The sequence below is a fragment of the Kitasatospora sp. NPDC030952 genome, from assembly GCF_055571335.1.
This window is the reverse complement of sequence record NZ_JBVIFM010000024.1, coordinates 73,042-93,801: the sequence shown is the minus strand read 5'-3', so window position 1 is coordinate 93,801 and position 20,760 is coordinate 73,042. Positions and strand designations below refer to the sequence as shown.

Here is a 20,760-nt window from a genome sequence, read left to right as displayed (position 1 = left end):
CACCCCACCCGAGGAGTGACCACCATGGACACCGAGACCCCCGCCCCGCAGGTCTGGCCCACCCTGCGCGCGAACGACGCCCGGGCCCTGATCCGCTTCCTGTCGGACGCCTTCGGCTTCCTGGAGGTGGTCAGTTACGGGGAGGGCGACTTCGTCTCCCACGCCGAGCTGGCCTGGCCGGAGGGCGGCGGCGTGATGCTCGGCTCGGCGCGCGAGACGGCCCCGGGCGACTGGAAGGGCGAGCCGGGCACCTTCAGCGCCTACATCGTCACCGCCGACCCGGACGGCGTGCACGCCCGGGCCGTCGCCGCCGGGGCCCGGATCACCACCGGGCTGACCGAGACGGATTACGGCTCGCGAGACTTCGCCGCCGCCGACCCGGAGGGCAACCACTGGTTCTTCGGCACCTACCCGGGCGCGCCCCGGCCCGTCCCGTCCTCGTGACGCCCGCCCCGGTGGACCGGATGACGCCCGTCCCGGTGGACCGGCTGCGGGCGCTCTGCCCGGCGCTGCCGGAGGTCGAGGAGCGGGTCAGCCACGGGTAGCCGGGCCGGGCGCGGATCGAGGACCCGCTCGCGGACGCCCACGCCCTGGTCGGCCCCGTGCGGTGACCGCCTGCCCCGGGCGGTGCCCGCCTGCCCCGGGCGGCATCGGCCGCGCCGGGGCAGACTGGCTGCGGGGGCCACCCACAGGAGCCTTCGGAGACCGACCGTGCCGCAGATGACGGTGGACGGGCACACCCTCGCACTGTCCCACCTCGACAAGGTGTACTACCCGAGCATCGGTACCCCCAAGGGCGAGGTGCTGCGCTACTACGCCGCCGTGCACACCGCCCTGCTCCCCCACCTGCGCGACCGCCCGGTGTCCTTCCTGCGCTGCCCGGACGGCGTCGAGGCGGAGGTGTTCGTCGCCAAGAACCCGCCGCCCGGCACCCCGGACTGGGTGCGCACGGTGGACGTGCCGACCAGCGGCGAGCGGCTGCGCCAGGTGGTGCTGGAGAACGGCGCGGCCCTGCTGGCGGTGGCCAACCTGGGCTGCCTGGAGCTGCACGTCCCGCAGTGGCACGCCGCCGCGCCCGGCCTGGCCGACCGGCTGGTCCTGGACCTCGACCCGGGCGAGGGCGCCGACGTGCTCACCTGCCGGGAAGTCGCGCTGCTGCTGCGCGAACGGCTGGCCGCGGACGGCCTCTCCGCCTGGGTGAAGACCTCCGGCTCCAAGGGCCTGCACCTGCTGGTGCCGATCGAGCCCACCCCCAGCACCGAGGTCTCCGGGTACGCGAAGGCGCTGGCCGCCGCGCTGGAGGCGGAGCACCCGGAGCTGGCGGTGCACACCATGGCCAAGGCCCGGCGCCGCGGCCGGGTGCTGGTCGACTGGTCGCAGAACAACGCCAAGAAGACCACCGCCGCCCCGTACACCCTGCGCGCCCGGCCGCTGCCGACCGTCTCCACCCCGCTCAGCTGGGCCGAGCTGGAGCGGGCCCGCGGGGAGGCGGAGCTGGTGTTCACCCTGGCCGAGCTGCCGGGACGGCTGGCCGCGCACGGCGACCTGTTCGCGCCGCTGCTGGACCCGGAGCAGGCCCGGCCGCTGCCGGCCGCCCCCTCGACCGGCCCGCCCTCGACGCCCGCACCCACCGCACCCCCGGCCGCCGCCCAGCCCCGGCAGGTGCTGCACCCGCCCGTCGAGGTGATGCGCCCCGTCGCCGTCGGCGCCGTACCGCCCGCCGACGGGCTGGGCGGGGGCGGCGTCCAGTACGAGCTGAAACTGGACGGCTTCCGCTGCCTCGCCTTCGCCCGCGGCGACCGCCCGGCGTTCCTGCAGTCCCGCAGCGGCCGCGACCTCGCCCCCGAGTTCCCGCCGATCGCCGCCGCCGTCGCCCGACTGCCGGAGGGGCTGGTGCTGGACGCCGAGCTGGTCGCCTGGCGGGGCGGGCGGTTCGCCTTCGAGGAGCTGCTGCACACCCGCCGGGCCCGGGCCGCGGCCCCGGACGTCGCACTCGGACTGATCGTCTTCGACCTGCTCGCCCTGCCCGGCCGCGACGTCCGGCGCCTCCCGCTCACCGACCGGCGCCGGCTGCTGCTCGCCGCCCTGGCCGACGTCCCGCCGCCGATCCAGCCGGTCCTGGCCACCACCGACCGGGCGGAGGCCCTGGAGTGGATGGCGCAGCTGGCCGACACCGGCGTGGAGGGCCTGGTCTGCAAGGCCGCGGCCGCCCCGTACCGCGCGCGCGGCGCGGGCCACGTCTGGGTCAAGTACCGGCGCTCCGACACCCTGGACGCCACCGTCAGCGCCCTCACCGGCCCGGCGGCCCGGCCGCACGCGCTGGTGCTGCGGCTGGACGACGGCCGGGTGATGCTGACCAGCCCCCGGCTGACCCCCGTCCAGGCCCGCGAGGTCGCCCGGGCGGCGGGCCCGCTGCTCGGCCCGCCCGTCACCGACCCCGACCACGGCCCGGTGCACCCGCTCACCGCCCCGCTGCGCGCCGAACTCACCCTCACCGGCCGCCCGCCCACCGCCACCTTCGTCCGGCTGCGCGGGGACTGACCCGCGCGGGGCCTCCGGCTCCGGCGGCGGTCCTCCCGGCTGCCGACTCCGCACCAGGGTCTGCCCGGCGGATCTTGCCCAGCGTCGTGCGCCCGGCAAGATCCGCCGGACAGGCCCTAGGCCCCAACGGCCCCCGCGGACGGCTCACTTGGGCCGCGCGGCCGCCGCGTGGGCGAACTCGGTGACGAACGTGTCCTCGAACACCGGCAGGTCGCCCGGCCTGCGGCTGGTCACCAGTGGGCCGGGCCCGTCCCGGCAGACGTGCACCTCCTCGTCCACCCAGTGGGCGCCCGCGTTGACCAGGTCCGTGCGCAGGCTGGGCCAGGAGGTGAGGGTCCGGCCGCGGACGGCGTCGGCCTCGATCAGCGTCCAGGCCGCATGGCAGATCGCCGCCACCGGGCGGCCGGTGGCGCAGCAGGCGTGCACGAAGTCGATCGCGGCCCGGTCCAGTCGCAGCCGGTCCGGGTTGGCGACGCCGCCGGGCAGCACCAGCCCGTCGTAGCCGACCGGATCCGCCTCGGCCACCAGGCCGTCCACCGCGAAGGTGTCCCCGAGCGCCCCGCCCCGGACGGCCTGGACCCGGCCCGGGGCGGTGGAGAGCAGCCGGGGGAGGCCGCCGGACTCGACCACCGCCTGCCAGGGCGAGGCCAGTTCCTGCTGTTCGGCGCCGTAGGGGGCGACCAGGAAGGCGATCGTCCGGCCGGTCAGGGTGGTGGACGGCCAGCCCATGTCTCAGTGTCGGCGGTGGGCGGTGAGGTTCTCGGCCGGCGGCGGGACGGCGGCGAGCCGGGCCCGCGGGCAGTCGAGGTGGACGGCGCGGTCCAGGTGGTCGATCCGGGCGACCAGGCCGACCGGGACGAGCACCCGGGTGCCCGGCACCCAGGGGCCGGCGTCGACCGTCAGGTGGTCTCCGGCTTCCTGTTCGACCCGGCCGAGCGGGCCGTCGGTGGCCTGGACCTCGTACCCGACCAGGGTGGGGTCGGCGGCGGGGTGGGAGCCCGGGCGGTACTCCCACAGGTCGGTACTCATGCGCACCTCTCGGTGGTTCGGTCCCCTCGTCACGTCACGCCTCCGGGCGGTCCCAGGGCCGGCGTTCACGTCCTTCCCGGCCATCACCGCGCTCACGGCGCTCGCGCCGTTCCCTCCGTTCCGGACGGTCCGGGCGGTCCGAACGGAACGGGTCGGCGCTGTCGGTCCGGCCCGCTCCCCGGCGCCGCCGCAGCAGTGCCGTGGCGGCCACCGCCGCCGCCACCGAGGCCACCCAGACCACCCCGAGGGCGACCAGCACCGCCGTCGTCGGGGTGCGCACGGCGATGCCGGCGCAGATCGCCGTCATCACCAGCGCCGTCAGCAGCACCCCGGCCGAGATCCGGCGCCCGACGCCGCGCAGCGCGGCCAGCACCCGGTTCGGCCGCTTCGCCCCCATCGTGCTCAACTTCCGGTCGAGGCGCGCGTCCTGGCGCAGATCGGACTCGATCTCCTCGAGGAGCCGCCGTTCCCATCCGCTCAACGCGGGTCCGTCCATCTCGGTCACCTCCGACACTTCCGGTGACGTGCTCCGCACCCGGGCGGTTGCCCGGTACGGGCCGGCGTTAACCGTTCCGGGGACCGCCTGTTGCGGCGGCCACGCGCCCGAAGGCCCGGGGACGGGCGAGCAGGCTGTCGTCCAGGACACGCAGCAGGGCGGCGGCGTCCCGGTGCACCTCGGCCGCGCCGGCCGCCCGCAGCTCGGGGCCGGCGTCCCCGCCGGCCTCCAGGGCGACGCAGGGCACCCCGGCCCGCCGCGCCGCCCGCACCTCGCGCACGCTCCCGGCCACCGCCACGGCGTGCGAGGGAGCGCCGTCCACCAGCGCCAGCGCGGCCCGCACCGGATCGCCGCCGGGGGCGGTCACGGTCAGGGCGGGCGCCCCGGCCGGCCCGGGGCCGGTCAGCACCACCGTCCAGCCCCGCGCGGCGCACTCGCGCAGCAGCTCGGCGCCGCCGGGCAGCCGGGGCCGCCAGTCGGTACCGATGAGGGCCGCCGAGATCACCGTCATGGCCACCTCTCCCGTGCCTCCGCCGCAGGCCACGCACCGTGCGCGCCCTTCCAGGTTAGGACGCTCCCCGGCCCGGCGCGCAGCCTGCCGGGAACCGGCCCCGCGCCGGGCGAAAACCGCTTGGCGCGCGGTGCCCGGGCCGCGATACTCCCGGTGTTCACGGGACTGCCAGTGTTCGCGGGACTCCCGGTGTTCACGGGCGAACGGGAGGAGAGCGCGTGGCGGTGTTCGCGTGCGCGGGGTGCGGCACGGAGCTGTCCGTGCCGGTGACGGAGGTGGCGCTGCCGCCGCACACCCACCGGGAGGGCGGCGACCGGTACCTGCCGCCGCTGCTGGACCCGGGCACCTTCGCCGTCGACCCGGAGCCGTCCGAACCGCCCTGGCGGCCCTGGGCCGAGGTCACGGCGGCGGAGGCCGCCGTGCGGGGGGTGTACGCGCCGGTCCACGGCCTGTGGTGCGGGCCCGGCGGCGCGGTGCTGCTGGCCCCGGGCGACACCCGCGCCACCGTGCTGATCCCCGAGGAGTGCGAGGGCTGCTGCGCGGCGGCCGGGGGCTCGAACCTGGCCTGCGCGGGGTGCGGACGCACGGTCGGCGCCCGGATCGACGACTGCTTCCGCTGGCAGGCGGTGTGGCTCCACCCGCGGGCCGTGCGCCGGCTGCCGGTCGAGGGCCCGGCCCGCCCGGCCGGGGACGGCTGGACGGTGCCCCCACTGCCGCCGGTCGAGCCGGCCGGCTGGTGGAACGCGCGCTGGACCGCCACCGTCGGGACGGCCCTGGCCGAGGTGCTGGCGGCCTCCGGCGGAGAGCCGGTGGCCGTGCCGCCGGGCCTGCTCACCGAGACCTTCGGCCGCACCCTCCAGCGGCTGCTCCCGGCGGGCCCCCCGGCCCGCGCCCTGGGCCTGGCCGGGCCCGGCCTCGCCCCCACCCCCATCCCCACCCGGGCCCCGGCCATCGCCCTCGTCCCCCGCCACCCGTGGACGGGCGCCGCCTGGCAGCCGCCCGCCGGCTTCGGCGCGCTGCCCGTCCCGCTGGACGCCGGGGTGTGGACGTACCTGGCCTTCCCGCCCGCCCGGCTCACCACCAGGCTGCCCGCCGGCGAGGAGCGCGACGACCCGCTGCCGCTGCGCCCGTACCGGCTGTTCGAGCCCGACCGGTACCTGCTGTGCCACCGCCTCGCCCGGCTGCCCGCCGTCCGGCAGCCCTGGCTACGGGCGATCTACGATCGGCTCGGCAACCGCCGCCACCACCCGGGCACTTCGGAGGGCTCCCCATGAGGATCAACCTGACCACCGTGTTCGTCGACGACCAGGACAAGGCGCTGCGCTTCTACACCGAGGTGCTGGGCTTCGTGAAGAAGGAGGAGGTCCCGCTCGGCGAGTACCGCTGGCTCACCGTGGTCTCCCCCGAACAGCCGGACGGCACCGAGCTGCTGCTGGAGCCCGACAGCCACCGCGCCGTCGGCCCGTACAAGACCGCCCTGGTCGAGGACGGCATCCCGGCCGCCCAGTTCGCGGTGGACAACGTGCACGCGGAGTACGACCGTCTGCACCGGCTCGGGGTGCGGTTCACCCAGGAGCCGACGGCGCTGGGCCCGGTCACCATCGCGGTGCTGGACGACACCTGCGGCAACCTCATCCAACTCGCCCAGTTCCACCGGTAGTCGCCGGCCCGAGCGCTCCTCACGTTCCGTCGGGCGCCGTCGGGCCGCCGGTGGCCGGCTCGGGGTCGGTGGCCAGGCGGGCGTGCAGGTGTTCGTCGTGGTAGGGGCCGTCGGCGTGGCGGTAGGAGTCGCGCAGGGTGCCCTCGTACGGGAAGCCGGCCCGGAGGGCGACCTGGCAGGAGGGGGTGTTGCCGACGGCGTGGTAGAGCTCGATGCGGCGGACGCCGGCGGTGTGGACGCCCCAGCGGGTGACGGCGGTGGTGGCCCGGGTGGCGAGGCCGCGGCCGCGGGCGGCGGCGAGCAGCCAGTAGCCGACCATGGCGACGCCCTCGGCCCGGTCGGTCCAGCTCAGGGCGACGTTGCCGCACAGCCGGCCGTCGGCGGCGTCGGTGACGGCGAAGCAGGCGGTGCCGCCGTCGGCCCACTGCTCCTCGGCGCGGTCGAGGTAGGCGGCGGCGCCGGCCGGGTCGGTGGCCTCGCGCAGCGGGTTCCAGCGGGCGATCTCCTGGTCCGCGGCGGCCGCCGAGAGCGCGGCGAGGGTGCCGCCGGGCAGGTCGAGGGCGCGGCCCCAGGGGCGGAGCAGGGCGTCGCCGAGGTCGAGGACGGCGGGTTGGAAGAGGCGCCGGTCGGTCGCCGGGTCGCTGGTGGTCACCCCGTCTTCCTACCGTCGGCCGCGCCGCCGCCGCCAGCGAATATCCGGGTGGGCCGCGGGCCCGTCCGGTGGCGCGGCGGCCACCGGACGGCCGTCCGGTCAGATCCGGGAGAGGTAGCCGTTCTCCACCAGCCAGAGCACGTTGAGCTTGGTGGGGCCGCCGGGGAGGAGGGTGGCGTCGAGCTGGTACTGCAGGCCCCAGCCGGGCTGGTTGAACCAGGGGGCGATGGGCCCGGCGTGCACCTTGAACGACTTGACCACCTTGTAGTCGTGGTAGTTGCAGCCGGCCGCCGGGGTGCCGTCGAGGCTCTGCGGGGGTATCGCGCGGTTGGCGTAGGGCAGGCCCTCGGGGGCGAGGAAGGCGCCGTACTCGCTGCCGTAGCGGTCGATGTTCTGGTTGGGGTAGAGGGTGAGGTCGAACTCGACCGGGCTGCCGTCGGGCAGGGTGACGTAGCCGTCGGACGGCGGGTACTTCCAGCCGCCCTTGCCGCCGTTCGCGCCCGGGTCGTAGTAGTCGGCCAGGAAGTCCTGGTCGGCGGCGCCGCCGGTGCGCTGGTAGCCGAGGAGCTGGCGGCCGACCGGGCCGCTGCTCGGGAGGTCCTGGGGGCCCAGGCGCGCGTCGTCGTGCCGGTAGGCGGCCGAGCACTGGTCGGCCGGGGTGGCGGTGCCCTGGGTGGCGGCCGCGGCGGGGACGGTCACGGCGGTCAGGGCGGCGGTGGCCGCGAGGGGCGCGACGAGCAGGCGAAGGCGAAGGCGCACGGTGTCTCCGTCGATCGGGGCGGTCGGGGCTGTCAGGGAACCGGCCACGGAGGGGCGTTCGCTCACCCTCCGTGGCCGGTTCGCCACCAGGCAATCCGATCGACTGATCGTCCGTCAATAGATTCAGCTGACGGCTTGTCATGCTCCCCGATTCCGGCCGAACCCGGGACACCGGCCTCCCCCGCCCGGCAGGATGGCCGGGCTCACCGCCCCGGGGCGACCCTCCCCACGAGGTGGAGCAGTCGATCCAGGGCGTCCTTGGAGTTGGGCTCGGTCAGGTTGACCATCAGCCGGAACGCCACCTTCAGCAGCGCCGGGTGGCCCAGCCCGGCGGCCCCGGCGGCGCCCAGCAGCCGGGGGCGGCCGAGCAGGTCGGCGGCCAGCCGGCCGAGCGCGAAGTAGCCCGCGTAGGCGGAGCGCAGCCGCTGCGGGTAGGCGCGCAGGGCGAGTTCGCGACCGCGGTCGGTGCGGCGGGCGTGCGCCTGGACGATGGTCTCGGCGGCGTAGCGGCCGGACTCCATCGCGTAGGCGATGCCCTCGCCGGTGCCGGGGCTGACCGTGCCGCCCGCGTCGCCGATCAGCAACAGGCCGTCGGCGTAGTGGGGTTGGCGGTTGAGGCCCATCGGGAGCGCGGAGCCGCGGATCGGCTCGGTGACGGCCTCGGGGTGGTACTCGTAGCCGGGCGGGAGGTCGGCGCACCAACGACGCAGCAGATCCCGCCAGTCGAGGTCGGTCCCGGCCGTGTCGAGGACGCCGAGGCCGACGTTGGCGGTGCCGTCGCCCATGCCGAACACCCAGGCGTAGCCGGGCAGCAGGCGGTGGGCGGGGTCGGTGGGGTCGCGCAGGTCGAGCCAGGCCTCCAGGTAGCGGTCCTGGTGGCGCGGGGTGGTGAAGTAGGTGCGGTAGGCCACGCCCATCGCGCGGTCGGTGCGCCGGTAGCGCTTCATCGCGACGGACAGCCGGGTGGAGTTGCCGTCCGCGGCCACCACGATCGGGGCGCGGTACTCGACGGGCTCGCGGGCCTCGCCCAGTTTGGCGCTGACACCGGTGATCCGGCCGGACCGCTCGCCCGTCAACGGCCCCGCCACGTTGGCCCGTTCGACGAGCCTGGCGCCGGCCGCGGCGGCCTTGCGGGCGAGCAGTTCGTCGAAGTCGGCGCGGCGGCGGACGAGTCCGTGGCCGGGGTAGGCGGACAGCTCGGGCCAGTCGAACTCCAGCGAGCGGTGCCCGGAGATCAGCCGCAGGCCCTTGTTGTGCAGCCAGCCGGCCTCCTCGGAGACGTCGATGCCCATGTCGACCAGCTGTTTGACGGTGCGCGGGGTGAGGCCGTCGCCGCAGACCTTCTCACGCGGGAAGGCGGACTTCTCCAACAGCAGGACGTCCAGGCCGGTGCGGGCGAGGTGGTAGGCGGCGGTGGCGCCGGCCGGTCCGGCGCCGACCACGATGACGTCGGCGCTGTCCTCGGTCCGGGCGGGCCGCTGCCGCTCCGGTCGCACCTGCTGCTCTGGGCCGGGCATCGAGCACTCCCCCTGGGTCGGATGGGCGGCCGGCTCGACCGGCTGCTCGCGCGATCGGCCGCGCGCACCACGGAATCGGCGGGCTGGGCGGTTCCAGACGGACGATAGAGAACCCCGGCTTCCGCCCGCCGCCCCGACACGCGGACCCGTGCCGCGGACCGGCCAATACCGGCCACCCGCGGGGCCGCCGTTCCGGCCGCCGGGCTGGGGCCGGCCGCCCGTGACGGCCGCGGATACCTGCGGGACGCACGATTTCCCCACAACCGGGTGATCGGATCGTTGCGAGGGACTAGCCGGACCAATCGCCCTCGACGAGGCATTCCGGCCAAACCTCCCTTGCGTCACGTTTCCCACTAGGGGAACTTTTGTGCCCCTCACGTCGTACGCGGCCGCCCCCGGTCCAGCGGCCGACCGGAGACTCCCTCCCACCCCACAGGCTCGTCCCGGCCTGCCGCACCCGATGGAACACACATGCGCATCCGCTCCACCGCCGCACGCTCCCTGGTGGCCGTCCCGACCGCCGCCGCCCTGCTCCTGCTCGCCCCCGCCGCGCACGCCGCCGCGGGCGGCAACGGCAACGGCAAGGGCGCCCCGGGCAACAACGGCACCGTGAAGATCCACGACGCCGCCACCGGCCAGGAGGACGTGCGCAACGAGCCCAAGGTCTGCACCTTCTACCTGGACTCCTTCGGCTTCGACCCGAACCAGGACGTGCTCTGGGCGATCTTCGACATGAACAGCGACATGACCGAGCCGGTCGTGTTCGGTGACCTCCCGGTCGACGACCACGGTCACATCCGCACCGAGGACATCAACCTGGCGGACGGCCACTACAAGCTGTTCTGGAAGGCCGTCCCGCTGGTCGACGGCGAGCTGCCGGAGCACCCGGACGTCAGCAACCCCAAGCACAAGGTCTTCAAGGTCGACTGCGGCGGCCAGACCCCGGCCCCGACCGGCAAGCCCTCCGCGAGCCCGACCAAGGCCCCGTCGGCGAGCCCGACCGCCGTGCCGAGCACCACCCCCTCGCACGCCCCGTCGCCGAGCCACACCCCGTCGCCGTCGCACACCCCCGCGCCCTCCCACTCGGCCACGCCGAGCACCCCGCCGGTGGTGCCCCCGACCACCCCGCCGACCACCCCCGCGACCGCCCCGGCCACCGAGCCGGCCAAGACCCCGGCGCCGACCGCCCCGGCCACCGAGCCCGCGAAGACCCCCGCGCCCACCACCCCGGCCGCCGAGGTCCCGACCGACGCCCCCAGCACCGTGCCGAGCGCCGGCCCGACCACCCCGCCCACCGCCACCGTCCCGGTGCACCCCGGGACCGGCACCAAGGTCACCCCGGACCAGCCGCTGGTCATCCCGGCCAAGGTCAGCGTCCCGACCCCGATCCCGGGCGCCGCCTCGGACGGCAAGAAGCTGGCCACCACCGGTAGCGACGGCACCCTGCTGTACGCGGGCGCGGGCACCGCCCTGCTGGTCGCCGGCGCGGGCGCGGTGGTCTACGCCCGCCGTCGCCGCACCTCCGCCTGAGGCAGCCCCACCTCCCGGGGTAGCCCTGCCTCCTGAGGTACCCCGCCTCCCGAGGTACCCCGACGCCGCCTCCGGGGGTCTGAGCCCCCCGGAGGCCGCCATGGCCGCGTCTGAGCCGCGGCCGTCACGGAGTCCCCGCCCGCCGTCCACCGGCGGGCCGGGGGCTCCGGGCCGTGACCAGCCCGCTCCCAGGCCGGTCGCGGCCGAAGACGACGGAAGCCCCTGACCGCACGGGGGGACGTGCCAGGGGCTTCCGTTCGGTTCTACGGCCCGGAGGGCCTCAGCGGTTCACCCTCGTCACGGATTCACCGCCAGCACCACGAACTCCGCCAGCACCCCCAGGTGCAGCGCGCCCTGCAGCAGGGTCGCCCGGCGCGGGATGACGGTCAGGGTGCCGAGCACGACCGTCAGGGTCAGCAGCACCAGGTGCGAGGGTTCGAGGCCGAGCACAAGCGGGCCGGACAGCCAGACCGAGGCGATCGCGACCGCCGGGATGGTCAGGCCGATGCTGGCGAGCGCCGAGCCGAGGGCCAGGTTGAGGCTGGTCTGCACCCGGTTGCGGACGGCCGAGCGCAGCGCCGCGATGGTCTCCGGCAGCAGCACCATCATCGCGATCACCACGCCGACCACGGCGTGCGGCAGCCCGGCGCTGTCCACCGCGGACTCGATGGTCGGCGAGACGCCCTTGGCCAGACCGACCACCGCGACCAGCGCGACGGCGAGCAGCAGCAGGCTCACCCCGGCGGCCCGGACGGTGGGGGGCGCCGCGTGGTCCTCCTCGTCCTCGACCCGGCGGACCTTGCCCTCCGGGGTGACGGGCAGGAAGTAGTCCCGGTGCCGCAGGGTCTGGGTGGTCACGAACAGCCCGTACACCACCAGCGAGGCGATGGCCGCGTAGGTCAGCTGGGTGGTGGAGAACTGCGGGCCGGGGGTGCTGGTGGTGAAGGTCGGCAGCACCATGCTGAGCGTGGCGAGGGTGGCGATGCAGGCGAGCGCCGTGCCGGTGCCCTCGGCGTTGAAGACGGCGGTGCGGTACTTGACCGCGGCCACGATGATCGACAGGCCCATGATCCCGTTGCAGGTGATCATCACGGCGGCGAACACGGTGTCCCGGGCGAGGGTGGCGGACTTGTCCCCGCCGTCGGCCATCAGCGTGACGATCAGCGCGACCTCGATCACCGTGACGGCCACCGCGAGCACCAGCGATCCGAACGGCTCCCCGGTCCAGTGCGCGATCACCTCGGCGTGGTGCACGGCCGCCAGCACGGCTCCGATCAGGAACACGGCGACCACGCCCACCACCCAGCCGGGCAGGTCCTCGTGCCAGGTCAGGGCGAGGACGACGAACGCCGCCACCGGGACGACGACGGTCCATTGCGCGGTGGCCGCGCGGAGCTTCGTGATCATGCGCCCGAGGATCCCAGACCGGAGGCCGGTCCTCCGGGTGCCCGCGCCGGGATACGGGGGGATGTGGCACAACTCATCCCGGTTCGCACCGTCACCCGCCGTAGTCGGCCAGATAGCGGAGCACCTTGTCGACGTGCGGCCGGACCCGCTCCGGGACGCCGCCCGCGGCCGCCACGGTCTTGTCGCTGGTCCGGTAGGCGGCGGTGACCAGGGCGGGCAGGTCCCGGGCGAAGCCGTGCCGCTTGAGCTGCTGGTCGAGCCAGCAGACGTAGTTGCCCATCGCCGCGATCGCGTCGCCCGGGTCCAGGTACGACTTGGGGCCCGCGTGGTTGGCGGCCTTGGCCCAGGCCTCGAAGACGGCGGGCGTCCACATCGCGATGCCGTACTCGCCGGTCTCCGGACGGGCCGCGTTCGGGTCGAACCCGCTCTCCGCCTTGAGCATCGCGGCCAGCAGGACCGGCGTGACCTCAGGCTCCGGGCAGCGCCGGGCGGCGTCCTCGATCATGCTCCGGTAGGCGGTCGGGACGTCGGAGCCGGCCGGGATCGCCCCGGGCAGCGGCGGTGCGGCCCGGTGGGTGCCCGGCCGGACGGGCTCGGGGCCGCCGGTCACCGCGAGCAGCACGGCCGTGCAGGCCAGCAGGCCGACGCCGGCCCGCAGCACCCGGCGGCGGCCCGCCGGGCGGGCGGTGGCGCGGGCGACCAGCGCGGCGAGGTCGGTGCGGGCGCGCTCCTCCCGGCCGGGCGCCAGGCAGGCCGCCACCACCGGCCGCCAGCGGGTCGGCAGCGCCTGGTCCAGCCGCAGCGGGGCGGCGCCGCGCGCGTACGCCTGGGCGGCCAGCGAGCGGGCCCGGGCGGTGGCGCCGAGGAAGGGGTGCAGCCCGCCGGTGAGCAGCTGGTGGGCGATCACCCCGAAGGCCCAGACGTCGGCGCTGGGGCGTACGGCGACCCCGCGCGCGCCGGTCCGCTGGGACCACCACTCGGGCGGGACGTGGTCGGGCGAGCCGAGCGGCGGGGCGTAGGCGTGGGTGCCCTCGAGTTCGGCGGTCAGCCCGAAGTCGGCGATCTTGGCGGTACCGTCGGGCATCAGCAGGATGTTGGCCGGTTTGAGGTCCCCGTGCACCCAGCCGACCCGGTGCATGTGGGTCAGCCCGGCGCAGACCTCGGCGAGGATCCGCTCGGCGCCGGGCAGCGGGGTGCCGGGGCGGGCGTCGGCGAGGAGGTCCTGGAGGCTGCGGGCGGCGCGCTCCATCACCAGGGCGACGGCGCCGTCCAGTTCGGGGTGGCCGGGGTCCTCGACGGTGACCACGGCGAGGGTGCGGATCAGGTGGGGGTGGTCGGCGCGGCGGCTGAAGCGCAGCTCGCCGGCGGCCATCTGGACCATGGTGCGGCGTTGTCCGGGGCTGGAGCGGGTCGGGCCGAGGATCTTGACGGCGACCGGGGTGCCGTCCGGCCCCTCGGCGGCGTAGACGCTGCCCCAGGCGCCGGCGCCGAGGAAGGCACCGGTGCGGTAGCCGGCCAGCGGGTAGCCGTCGGGGACCTCGAAGGGCGGCCGCGCGGCGCCGGGTCGAGAGGCGCCCGGCTGGTCTGTGCCCGGCTGGTCGGTGTCCGGTCGGTCGGTGCCCGGTCGGTCGGCGGGGCTCACGGCCGGGTGACCGGGCGCCGGGGCGGGAGCAGCGGGAGGTGTTCCTCCCGGACGAGGTCGAACCGCAGGGCCAGGGCCACCAGTTCCTCGCGCTTGCCGCCGGCCGGGCCCTCCTCGTACGGCTCGCGCAGCCGCAGTTTGGCGCCGACCAGGTAGTCGATGTGGTAGTTCACCGCCGAGCGGGTCAGTCCGCGGCAGGAGGGCAGGGCGCGCAGCCGGGCCAGCACCTCGGTCACCCCGGGGACGGCGGCGGTGGAGGGCGAGCGCAGCCGGGGCTCGCAGAGCGCGAGCAGCACCAGGAAGTACTTGGCGGTCGGGTCCAGGGCGAAGGGGCTGACGGTGCGTTCGCCGTCGGCGCCGCCGGATTGGCCGTCCAGGTAGGCGTGTTGCGGGGCGAAGACCTTGAAGGCGGCGGGTTCGCCGAGGGCGGGCAGCAGGACGCGGGAGAGCTCGAAGGGGACGGGTGCGCCGAGGCGTCCGGGGGCGACCTTGATGTGCTCCCCCGCGCCTTCGAGGTTCTCCACCACATAGGTGGCGGTGGCACTGAAGTTGGACAGCCGCCAGTAGTCCTCGGCGGCGACCACCTCGCCGGCGCGGCGGGAGACGCCCTGGTCGGGCAGCGGGATGGCGACCGGGCGGGCGGGCTCGCCGCGTCCGAACACCGCGGTCTCGCCGGGGCCCATCCGCAGCAGTCCGGGTGCGGCGCCGGAGGGCGTACCGGTTGCCGCGCCGGGCGCCAGGTCCGGCCCCGGGCCGGGCAGTTGCACGATGACCGTGTCCACGCAGCCACCTCCGTGGGATCGGCTCGATGGTATCCGTCCGATTCGCCCCGGTGGCAATGCGCCACCCGGACGAGTGACGGACCAGGGCCAACGCCGGAGGATCGGCGGGGAGTTGGCTCCGCCGCAGGGAGGAGGGCTTCGCACCGCCCACGAACTGATCGGCCGTCAGTCCGGAACTCGTCCGCGCGCTGAACATCCGACGAACGATTGCAGCCAGTAGTTGAACCGTCACCATGAGTGTGACGCATCGCACACCCGCCGATTCCAGGATGTGTGCAACACTCATCTCAAGGAGTGAGATTCCCTTAATTTCCAAGGAGGTTCGTATCATGCGCGCTCGGATTGCAGCCGTGATGATGACGGTGGCAGGGATAGCAGGGCTGTCGGCTGCGCCCGCCATGGCCGCCACGGCGACGTCCGAGGCCGGCACCGTCGCCTGCGCCACGGTGCTCAACCGCCCCTGCATCACGCACCAGGCCGACGATGAGGGCATCGTCGGCATCGCCCAGGTCAACGCGGACCCCACCCAGTTGACGATGGTTCAGGTAGAGGTGCGCACCCAGCAGGCCTGGGGCAGCCCGTGGGAGACGGTCGCCAGCGCGACGACCGTCCGACTCGGCTCCGCCCAGGCCGTCACCCCGAAGGTCACCGCGACCGCCCCCCGCATCATCTGCGCCACCGCCGGCCCGGCGCTGGACGTCAGCAAGCAGGTGACCACCTGTACCAACCCGTTCTGATCCGGCCCCCTGTTCGGTCGGGGAGCTCGGAACATCCCGACCGTTCACCGGTGGAACGCCATCCGTAGGACAGGGCAGCAAGACAGGCAGTAAGACAGGGCAGCCCGTACGACAGGGCGCAGGGAGCCGGGGCCTTTTTCGGGCCCCGGCTCCCCGTCCGTCCGGCACCGGGAGCCCGGACCAGGCAGAACGCCCGGGCTCCGGCACCGGCCCCGGGTGGACCTGGGGGCCACGTTCACGGCAAACTGGTCTAGACCGCGCAGGTCTAGACCTCAGCCTCGCCCCAGAACGGTGGACCCAGTATGGAAATCGTGATCGTCCCTGACGCTCCAGCGGCCGGCGAACTCATCGCCGCGGCGATCACCGATCTGCTGACCGACAAGCCCGAGGCCCTGCTCGGCGTCGCGACCGGCTCGACCCCGCTGCCGATCTACCAGGCCCTCGCCGCCCGGGTCCGGGACGGCCGGCTGGACGCCTCCCGGGCGCGGATCTGCCAGCTGGACGAGTACGTCGGCCTGCCGGCCGGGCACCCGGAGTCCTACCGCTCGGTGGTGCTGCGCGAGGTCGTCGAGCCGCTCGGCCTGACCGAGGAGTCCTTCCTGGGCCCGGACGGCAACGCCGCCGACATCGCCGCGGCCGCCACCGCCTACGACCGCGCGCTGGCCGAGGCCGGCGGGGTGGACCTCCAACTGCTGGGCATCGGCACGGACGGCCACATCGGCTTCAACGAGCCCTGCTCCTCACTCGCCTCCCGGACCAGGATCAAGACCCTGACCCGGCAGACCCGGGTGGACAACGCCCGCTTCTTCGACAGCATCGACGAGGTCCCGCACCACGTCATCACCCAGGGCATCGGCACCATCCTGGAAGCCCGCCACCTGGTCCTGCTGGCCACCGGCGAGGCCAAGGCCGAGGCCGTCGCCCTGGCCGTCGAGGGCCCGCTGGCCGCCGCCGTCCCCGCCTCGGCGCTCCAGCTGCACCCGCACGCCACCGTGGTGGTGGACGAGGCCGCCGCCTCCCGCCTCAAGCTCGCCGACTACTTCCGCGACACCTACGCGGCCAAGCCGGCCTGGCAGAAGCTTTAGGGCTTGTCCGCCCGCAACCCGGGGCCGGGACACCCAGCGCGGGTGTCCCGGCCCCGGACGCGTTTCAGCGCTTGCGCAGCCACTCGGCGAAGGCCTCCAGCGCCGGGCCCGGATCGCTGCGGCCGACGCCGATCCGGAAGCGGTCGGCCGGGGTCGGGGTGAGTTCGGAGCGGAACATGCTCGCCGGCATCAGCAGCACGCCCGCCTGCTCGACCAGCGCGGTGCAGAAGTCCTCGACGCCGTCCGCCCCGAGGTAGCGCGGGTAGGTGACGCAGCCGCCGTCCGGGGCCCGCCACTCGAAGAGCTCGGGGAACTCGGCGAAGAAGGCGTCGAAGAGCGGCAGGTTCTCGGCGATGATGCCCCGGTTGCGGGCCAGGATCCGCTCCCGGGCGGTGATCGCGATCCGGGCCAGCACCTCGCTGGGCGCCGAGTTGCAGATCGTGGTGTAGTGCTTGGCCCGCTCCAGCCGGCCGCGCAGCTCGCGGTCCCGGCAGGCGATCCAGCCGATCCGCAGCCCGGGCAGGCCCAGCGACTTGGAGGTCACGTTGAGCGAGAGCGCGGTGGGCGAGAGGTCGGCGGCCTGCGGCAGGATGCGCCCCGGCTCGCGCTCCAGGCCGCGGTAGACCTCGTCGGAGAACAGCCGGATGCCGCGTTCCTCGCACAGCTCGGCCAGCCGGGCGAGGTCGGCGGCGTCGATCAGGGTGCCGGTCGGGTTGTTCGGGAAGTTGACCGAGAGGACCCTGGTGTTCGGCCGCAGCGCCGCCTCCACCGCGTCCAGGTCGAGCGCCCAGTCCTGCCGCTCGTCCAGTGCGACGCCGGTGACCTCGCAGAGCGAGAGCGGAATGGTCTCCGCGGACTGGTAGTTGGGGGTCAGCACCACCGCGTGGTCGGCCGGCCCGAGCAGCACCTGCATGGCAAGGTTGATCCCCTCCTGGGCGCCGCCGAAGCAGATCACGTCGTCCGCCTCGACCCGCTCGTACATCCCGGCGATCGCCTGCCGCAGGCCCGGGTCGCCGAAGGTCTCGCTGTAGCCGAGCGACAGGGTGTCCCAGGCCTCGCGGTCCTCCGGGCCGGCCAGGGCGAGCAGTTCGGCCATCGTCATGGTCTGGGCGTCGGAGGCGGTCAGGTGGTGGCGGGCGCTGAACTCCCAGCGGGTGAAGTAGGCCTCCAACCGGAAGTCGGGCAGCTGGGTCATCTGTTTCCTCAGTCCTTCCTGGGGCCGACGCCTGGGCCGGCCGGGTGCTTGAGCTCGGCGAGCAGGGCGTAGGCGGTGGAGCGGGAGATCCGCAGCGCGACGGCGACGACGGGTACGGCGCGGCGGACGGCGAACACCCCGGCGGCGTCCAGCTCGCGGAGCACGGTGAGCCGGTCCTCCCGGGTGAAGCGTTCCAGCGGGCGGCCCCGGGCGCGGACGTGGCCGCCGACCACGTCGTTGATCCGCTCCGTCCAGTCCCGCTCGAACAGCGGCTCGGGGCGGGGCGCGGTGGGCGCGGCGAAGTTCGCCAGCAGGGCGGCGGCCTGGTCCAGCGGGCCTCGGTCCAGGTTGACGCAGAGCACCGCCGACGGCCGGCCGGTGGCGTCGCGCAGCACCGCACTGACCGAGGAGAGCCGCCGCCCGTCCGGCAGCAGCTTCTCGTACGGTCCGTAGACGTCCGGCGCGGACGGGTCCAGGCCGTCCAGCTCGCCCAACAGGGACGGGTCGCCGGGGGCGCGGACGGTCATCGGGTTCCAGATCGCCAGCACCCGGTCGGTGGCGGTGTCGTGCAGCACCACCTCGGCGTAGGGCCCGAGCAGCAGTGCCACCGCGCGGCAGACCGGTGACCAGGTCGACACGCGCGGGTCGGGGGTTTCGGCAGGCATGGACGGACTGTACGTCCGGTTCGGACACTCCGTCCAGAGCCAACGGTGGGATCGCGCCCCCGGACACGGGAGGACCCCGCCCGGGCGTTCCGGACGGGGCCTCCCGAGCGGGCCGGTCAGCGGCAGGTGATCAGCAGGCCGAGGACCGAGGTGCAGCTGCGGGTGTCCCGGCTGGTCGCGGGCGAGGGGTCGGCGGGGGTGCCGGCGGTACGGGCCACCGTGACGTCCCAGGAGGAGATCAGGCTCAGCGGGCCGACGGCGACCGAGAAGTGCCGGGTGGTGGCGGCGCCCTTGGCGAGCGGGGCCCCCAGGGCGCAGCCGAGCTTGCCGGCGGCCACGGTGCAGTCGCTCGACGTCGTGGTCAGCCCGGCGGGCAGGGCGGCTGAGACGACGGCTCCCGTGAGCGGGTCGGGGCCCTGGTTGGTGAGGGTCACCGTGTAGTCGACCCGGCTGCCGAACAGGCCGGAGACCGGGCTCGCGGCGAGCGCGACGGCCAGGTGGGCGCTGGGCGCGGTGTAGCCGAAGCGGTCGGCCGGGACGGCGGCGCTGGTGCCGCCGGGCGTGGTGACCTGGACGTCCACCGGGCCGGTCACCGTGGTGGCGGGCGCGGTCGCGGTGCAGCTGGTCCTGGTGCAGCTGAACGAGGTGGCCGGGCCGGCCGCGCCGAAGGTGACGGCGGTGGCGCCGTTCAGGTCGGTACCGGTGACGGTCACCGTGGTGCCGCCCAGTCCGGAGCCGCCGTTGGGGCTGATCCCGGTCACCGCGGGCACCGGCAGCGGGAAGTTCAGCACCTCGACGGCGTTGCCGGTGAAGTCGGCGAGGTAGCCGCGCCGCCCGTCGGCGCTCAGCGCCAGGGTGTACGGGCTGGCGCCGACCGGGACGGTCGCGGTGACGGTCCGGCTGGCCGCGTCGATGACGCTGAGCGTGTTGTCGGCGTAGTTGGAGACGTAGGCGGTCGAGCCGTCCGGGGCGAGGGCGACGGAGTAGGGGCCGTTGCCGACGGTGACGGTGCCCAGCAGGGTGCCGGCGCCGGTGTCGAGCACGACCGCCGTGGTGTCGTCCCCGTCGGCTGCCCACAGCCGGCTGCCGTCGGGGCTGAGCGCCAGGCCGAAGGCGCTGTGGCCGACCGGAACGGTGGCGCTCACCGTGCTGCTCACGGTGTCGACCACGTTCACCGCCTTGGCGCCGGAGGCCGCGACGTACAGCCGCTTGCCGTCCGGGGAGACGGCGAGCCCGTGCGGCTCGGCGCCGACCGGGACGGTCGCCGTGACGGTGTTGCTCGCGGTGTCCAGCACGCTCACCGTGCCGGCGCCCGCGTTGCTGACATAGGCGCGCCCGCCGTCCGGCGACAGCGCCAGGCCCCAGGGCTCGGCGCCGACCGGGACGGTGGCGGTGACGGTGTTGCTCGCGGTGTCCACGACGCTGACCGCGTTGTCCAGGTGGTGGGTCAGGTAGGCGCGGTGGCCGTCGGGCGAGAGGGCGACCGCGTAGGAGCCCGTCCCGGCGGTGAAGGCGGCGGTGACCGCCTTGCTCGCGGTGTCCAGGACGCTGACCGTGCCGCTGCTCTGGCTGGTCACGTAGGCCCGGGAGCCGTCCGGGGTGAGCGCCACCCCGGCCGGGTACGGCGCCACCGGCACCTGGGCCGTCACGGTGGGCGGCGGCGCGGCGGCCCCGGCGGTGGCGGGCTGGGAGAGCAGTGCGGCCGTGGCGGCGGATATCGCCGTCACGGCCGTCCAGACGCGCCGGGGTGCACGACGTGGTCTCAAGGGATCTCCAGGGGAGTCGGCAGGCAGGGGTGCGGTGAAGGACGTGGCTCCGGAGCCGCAGGAAGCGTAGAGCGGTTGCTGATGGCGGGTCAGGAGCTGATCGGTAATGTCGCCAACTGTTCGGATTCGACCGGGAAGCGGCCGCCACGACCCCCCTCGGCGCCGGACTCCCCCGCGATCCGGCCCCGGGGTGACCAGGGTCTCAGTCGGGATCGTGCAGGAAATTGGAGTTGTGGAGTCGTATTCGCTAGCGTTTCGATCGTGAGGCTGACCAAGAGCACCGACATCGCCCTCCGGATCGCCATGCGGCTGGCCGTGGCCGGCGAGGGCGAGAACCCGACCACCCGCGAGGTGGCCGAGTCGGTCGGCGTGCCGTACACCCACGCGGCGAAGGTGGTCAGCAGGCTGCAGCACCTCGGGGTGGTGGAGGCCCGGCGCGGACGCGGCGGCGGGCTGATGATCACCTTCGCCGGGCGGACCGGCTCGCTCGGCCTGCTGCTGCGCGAGCTGGAGGGCATCGGCGACGTGGTCGGCTGCGAGGACGACCCGCCGTGCCCGCTGCGGGCCGCCTGTCGGCTGCGCGGGGCACTGCGCACCGCGCAGGAGGCGTTCTTCGCCGCGCTCGACCCGCTCAGCATCGACGACCTGGTGGCCTCCCCCACCGGGCCGGTGCTGCTCAGCCTCACCCCCGGACCCGCCGCCTGACCCCATCCCCCCGGGGGTCAGTCGGCGCCCACGGCCTTTAATACGCATCTCAGATACCAATTCTGAGCTGCCGGTTCTGAA

At 75.1% G+C, this 20,760-nt stretch carries 21 protein-coding genes and 1 pseudogene; 9 read left to right on the top strand and 13 right to left on the bottom strand.

What is annotated here, in order from left to right; genetic code table 11:
• Positions 1–24 precede the first annotated feature (24 nt).
• The 3 genes and pseudogenes from ACZ47G_RS32300 to ACZ47G_RS32290 all read left to right on the top strand — a co-directional run bounded on the left by ACZ47G_RS32300 (position 25) and on the right by ACZ47G_RS32290 (position 2,541).
• A complete protein-coding gene (locus tag ACZ47G_RS32300) occupies positions 25–444 on the top strand; it encodes a VOC family protein (RefSeq protein ID WP_465748811.1) in 420 nt (139 codons plus the stop codon).
• 276 nt (positions 445–720) lie between these two features.
• Positions 721–1,590, top strand: a pseudogene (ligD, locus tag ACZ47G_RS32295) (non-homologous end-joining DNA ligase); the annotation flags it as partial.
• 96 nt (positions 1,591–1,686) lie between these two features.
• Complete coding sequence (locus tag ACZ47G_RS32290; RefSeq protein ID WP_465748897.1) at positions 1,687–2,541, top strand: ATP-dependent DNA ligase; 855 nt, start codon at positions 1,687–1,689, stop codon at positions 2,539–2,541.
• Between the two features lie 144 nt (positions 2,542–2,685).
• Here the strand turns inward: ACZ47G_RS32290 and ACZ47G_RS32285 are convergent, their stop codons facing one another.
• From ACZ47G_RS32285 to ACZ47G_RS32270, 4 genes are all read right to left on the bottom strand, one after another.
• On the bottom strand, positions 2,686–3,270 hold the full coding sequence (locus ACZ47G_RS32285; RefSeq protein WP_465748809.1) for a type 1 glutamine amidotransferase domain-containing protein: 585 nt from the start codon (positions 3,268–3,270) through the stop codon (positions 2,686–2,688).
• 3 nt (positions 3,271–3,273) lie between these two features.
• Positions 3,274–3,570: a PRC-barrel domain containing protein gene (locus tag ACZ47G_RS32280; RefSeq protein WP_465748807.1), complete on the bottom strand. Its 297-nt coding sequence runs from the start codon at positions 3,568–3,570 to the stop codon at positions 3,274–3,276.
• A 34-nt stretch (positions 3,571–3,604) separates the two neighbouring features.
• Complete coding sequence (locus tag ACZ47G_RS32275) at positions 3,605–4,066, bottom strand: hypothetical protein (protein ID WP_465748806.1); 462 nt, start codon at positions 4,064–4,066, stop codon at positions 3,605–3,607.
• Positions 4,067–4,133: 67 nt separating this feature from the next.
• The gene (locus tag ACZ47G_RS32270) at positions 4,134–4,577 is read right to left on the bottom strand and encodes an HAD family hydrolase (protein WP_380461550.1); all 444 of its coding nucleotides are present in this window, start codon (positions 4,575–4,577) and stop codon (positions 4,134–4,136) included.
• Between the two features lie 218 nt (positions 4,578–4,795).
• Here ACZ47G_RS32270 and ACZ47G_RS32265 point away from each other — a divergent pair, with 218 nt between their 5' ends.
• Together ACZ47G_RS32265 and ACZ47G_RS32260 are read left to right on the top strand one after the other, a co-directional pair.
• Positions 4,796–5,851, top strand: a complete 1,056-nt coding sequence (locus tag ACZ47G_RS32265; RefSeq protein WP_465748804.1) for a hypothetical protein — start codon at positions 4,796–4,798, stop codon at positions 5,849–5,851.
• On the top strand, positions 5,848–6,237 hold the full coding sequence (locus tag ACZ47G_RS32260; RefSeq protein ID WP_465748802.1) for a VOC family protein: 390 nt from the start codon (positions 5,848–5,850) through the stop codon (positions 6,235–6,237). The genes ACZ47G_RS32265 and ACZ47G_RS32260 overlap by 4 nt, the downstream gene beginning before the upstream one ends.
• 19 nt (positions 6,238–6,256) lie before the next feature.
• Here ACZ47G_RS32260 and ACZ47G_RS32255 read toward each other — a convergent pair whose 3' ends face one another.
• The 3 genes from ACZ47G_RS32255 to ACZ47G_RS32245 form a co-directional block, all read right to left on the bottom strand.
• Positions 6,257–6,889: a GNAT family N-acetyltransferase gene (locus ACZ47G_RS32255; RefSeq protein WP_465748800.1), complete on the bottom strand. Its 633-nt coding sequence runs from the start codon at positions 6,887–6,889 to the stop codon at positions 6,257–6,259.
• 99 nt (positions 6,890–6,988) lie between these two features.
• Positions 6,989–7,648 (bottom strand): TNT domain-containing protein, encoded by a 660-nt coding sequence (locus tag ACZ47G_RS32250; protein ID WP_465748798.1) that lies wholly within the window; start codon positions 7,646–7,648, stop codon positions 6,989–6,991.
• Positions 7,649–7,851: 203 nt separating this feature from the next.
• Positions 7,852–9,165: a geranylgeranyl reductase family protein gene (locus ACZ47G_RS32245; RefSeq protein ID WP_465748796.1), complete on the bottom strand. Its 1,314-nt coding sequence runs from the start codon at positions 9,163–9,165 to the stop codon at positions 7,852–7,854.
• 471 nt (positions 9,166–9,636) lie between these two features.
• On the opposite strand from ACZ47G_RS32245, the gene ACZ47G_RS32240 reads away from it, so the two are divergent.
• Complete coding sequence (locus ACZ47G_RS32240; RefSeq protein WP_465748794.1) at positions 9,637–10,695, top strand: LPXTG cell wall anchor domain-containing protein; 1,059 nt, start codon at positions 9,637–9,639, stop codon at positions 10,693–10,695.
• A gap of 297 nt (positions 10,696–10,992) precedes the next feature.
• Here ACZ47G_RS32240 and ACZ47G_RS32235 read toward each other — a convergent pair whose 3' ends face one another.
• From ACZ47G_RS32235 to ACZ47G_RS32225, 3 genes are all read right to left on the bottom strand, one after another.
• Complete coding sequence (locus ACZ47G_RS32235; protein WP_465748792.1) at positions 10,993–12,102, bottom strand: calcium:cation antiporter; 1,110 nt, start codon at positions 12,100–12,102, stop codon at positions 10,993–10,995.
• Positions 12,103–12,193: 91 nt separating this feature from the next.
• Positions 12,194–13,744 carry a serine/threonine-protein kinase gene (locus tag ACZ47G_RS32230; RefSeq protein ID WP_465748790.1) on the bottom strand — a complete coding sequence of 517 codons (1,551 nt, stop codon included), beginning with the start codon at positions 13,742–13,744 and terminating at the stop codon, positions 12,194–12,196.
• Entirely contained in the window at positions 13,741–14,526 is a 786-nt protein-coding gene (locus ACZ47G_RS32225; RefSeq protein WP_380461199.1) for a serine/threonine protein kinase, read from the bottom strand. The genes ACZ47G_RS32230 and ACZ47G_RS32225 overlap by 4 nt, the downstream gene beginning before the upstream one ends.
• A gap of 329 nt (positions 14,527–14,855) precedes the next feature.
• Here ACZ47G_RS32225 and ACZ47G_RS32220 point away from each other — a divergent pair, with 329 nt between their 5' ends.
• Positions 14,856–15,263 carry a hypothetical protein gene (locus ACZ47G_RS32220; protein WP_465748787.1) on the top strand — a complete coding sequence of 136 codons (408 nt, stop codon included), beginning with the start codon at positions 14,856–14,858 and terminating at the stop codon, positions 15,261–15,263.
• Positions 15,264–15,565: 302 nt separating this feature from the next.
• The gene (gene nagB, locus ACZ47G_RS32215; RefSeq protein WP_380461201.1) at positions 15,566–16,348 is read left to right on the top strand and encodes a glucosamine-6-phosphate deaminase; all 783 of its coding nucleotides are present in this window, start codon (positions 15,566–15,568) and stop codon (positions 16,346–16,348) included.
• A gap of 64 nt (positions 16,349–16,412) precedes the next feature.
• Here nagB and ACZ47G_RS32210 read toward each other — a convergent pair whose 3' ends face one another.
• From ACZ47G_RS32210 to ACZ47G_RS32200, 3 genes are all read right to left on the bottom strand, one after another.
• Complete coding sequence (locus tag ACZ47G_RS32210; protein ID WP_465748785.1) at positions 16,413–17,543, bottom strand: aminotransferase class I/II-fold pyridoxal phosphate-dependent enzyme; 1,131 nt, start codon at positions 17,541–17,543, stop codon at positions 16,413–16,415.
• Positions 17,544–17,551: 8 nt separating this feature from the next.
• Complete coding sequence (locus ACZ47G_RS32205) at positions 17,552–18,208, bottom strand: helix-turn-helix transcriptional regulator (protein WP_465748783.1); 657 nt, start codon at positions 18,206–18,208, stop codon at positions 17,552–17,554.
• A gap of 116 nt (positions 18,209–18,324) precedes the next feature.
• Positions 18,325–19,935 carry a YVTN family beta-propeller repeat protein gene (locus ACZ47G_RS32200; protein WP_465748781.1) on the bottom strand — a complete coding sequence of 537 codons (1,611 nt, stop codon included), beginning with the start codon at positions 19,933–19,935 and terminating at the stop codon, positions 18,325–18,327.
• A 300-nt stretch (positions 19,936–20,235) separates the two neighbouring features.
• Between ACZ47G_RS32200 and ACZ47G_RS32195 the strand changes: the two genes are divergently transcribed.
• Entirely contained in the window at positions 20,236–20,679 is a 444-nt protein-coding gene (locus tag ACZ47G_RS32195; protein ID WP_465748779.1) for an RrF2 family transcriptional regulator, read from the top strand.
• The last annotated feature ends 81 nt before the right edge of the window (positions 20,680–20,760 follow it).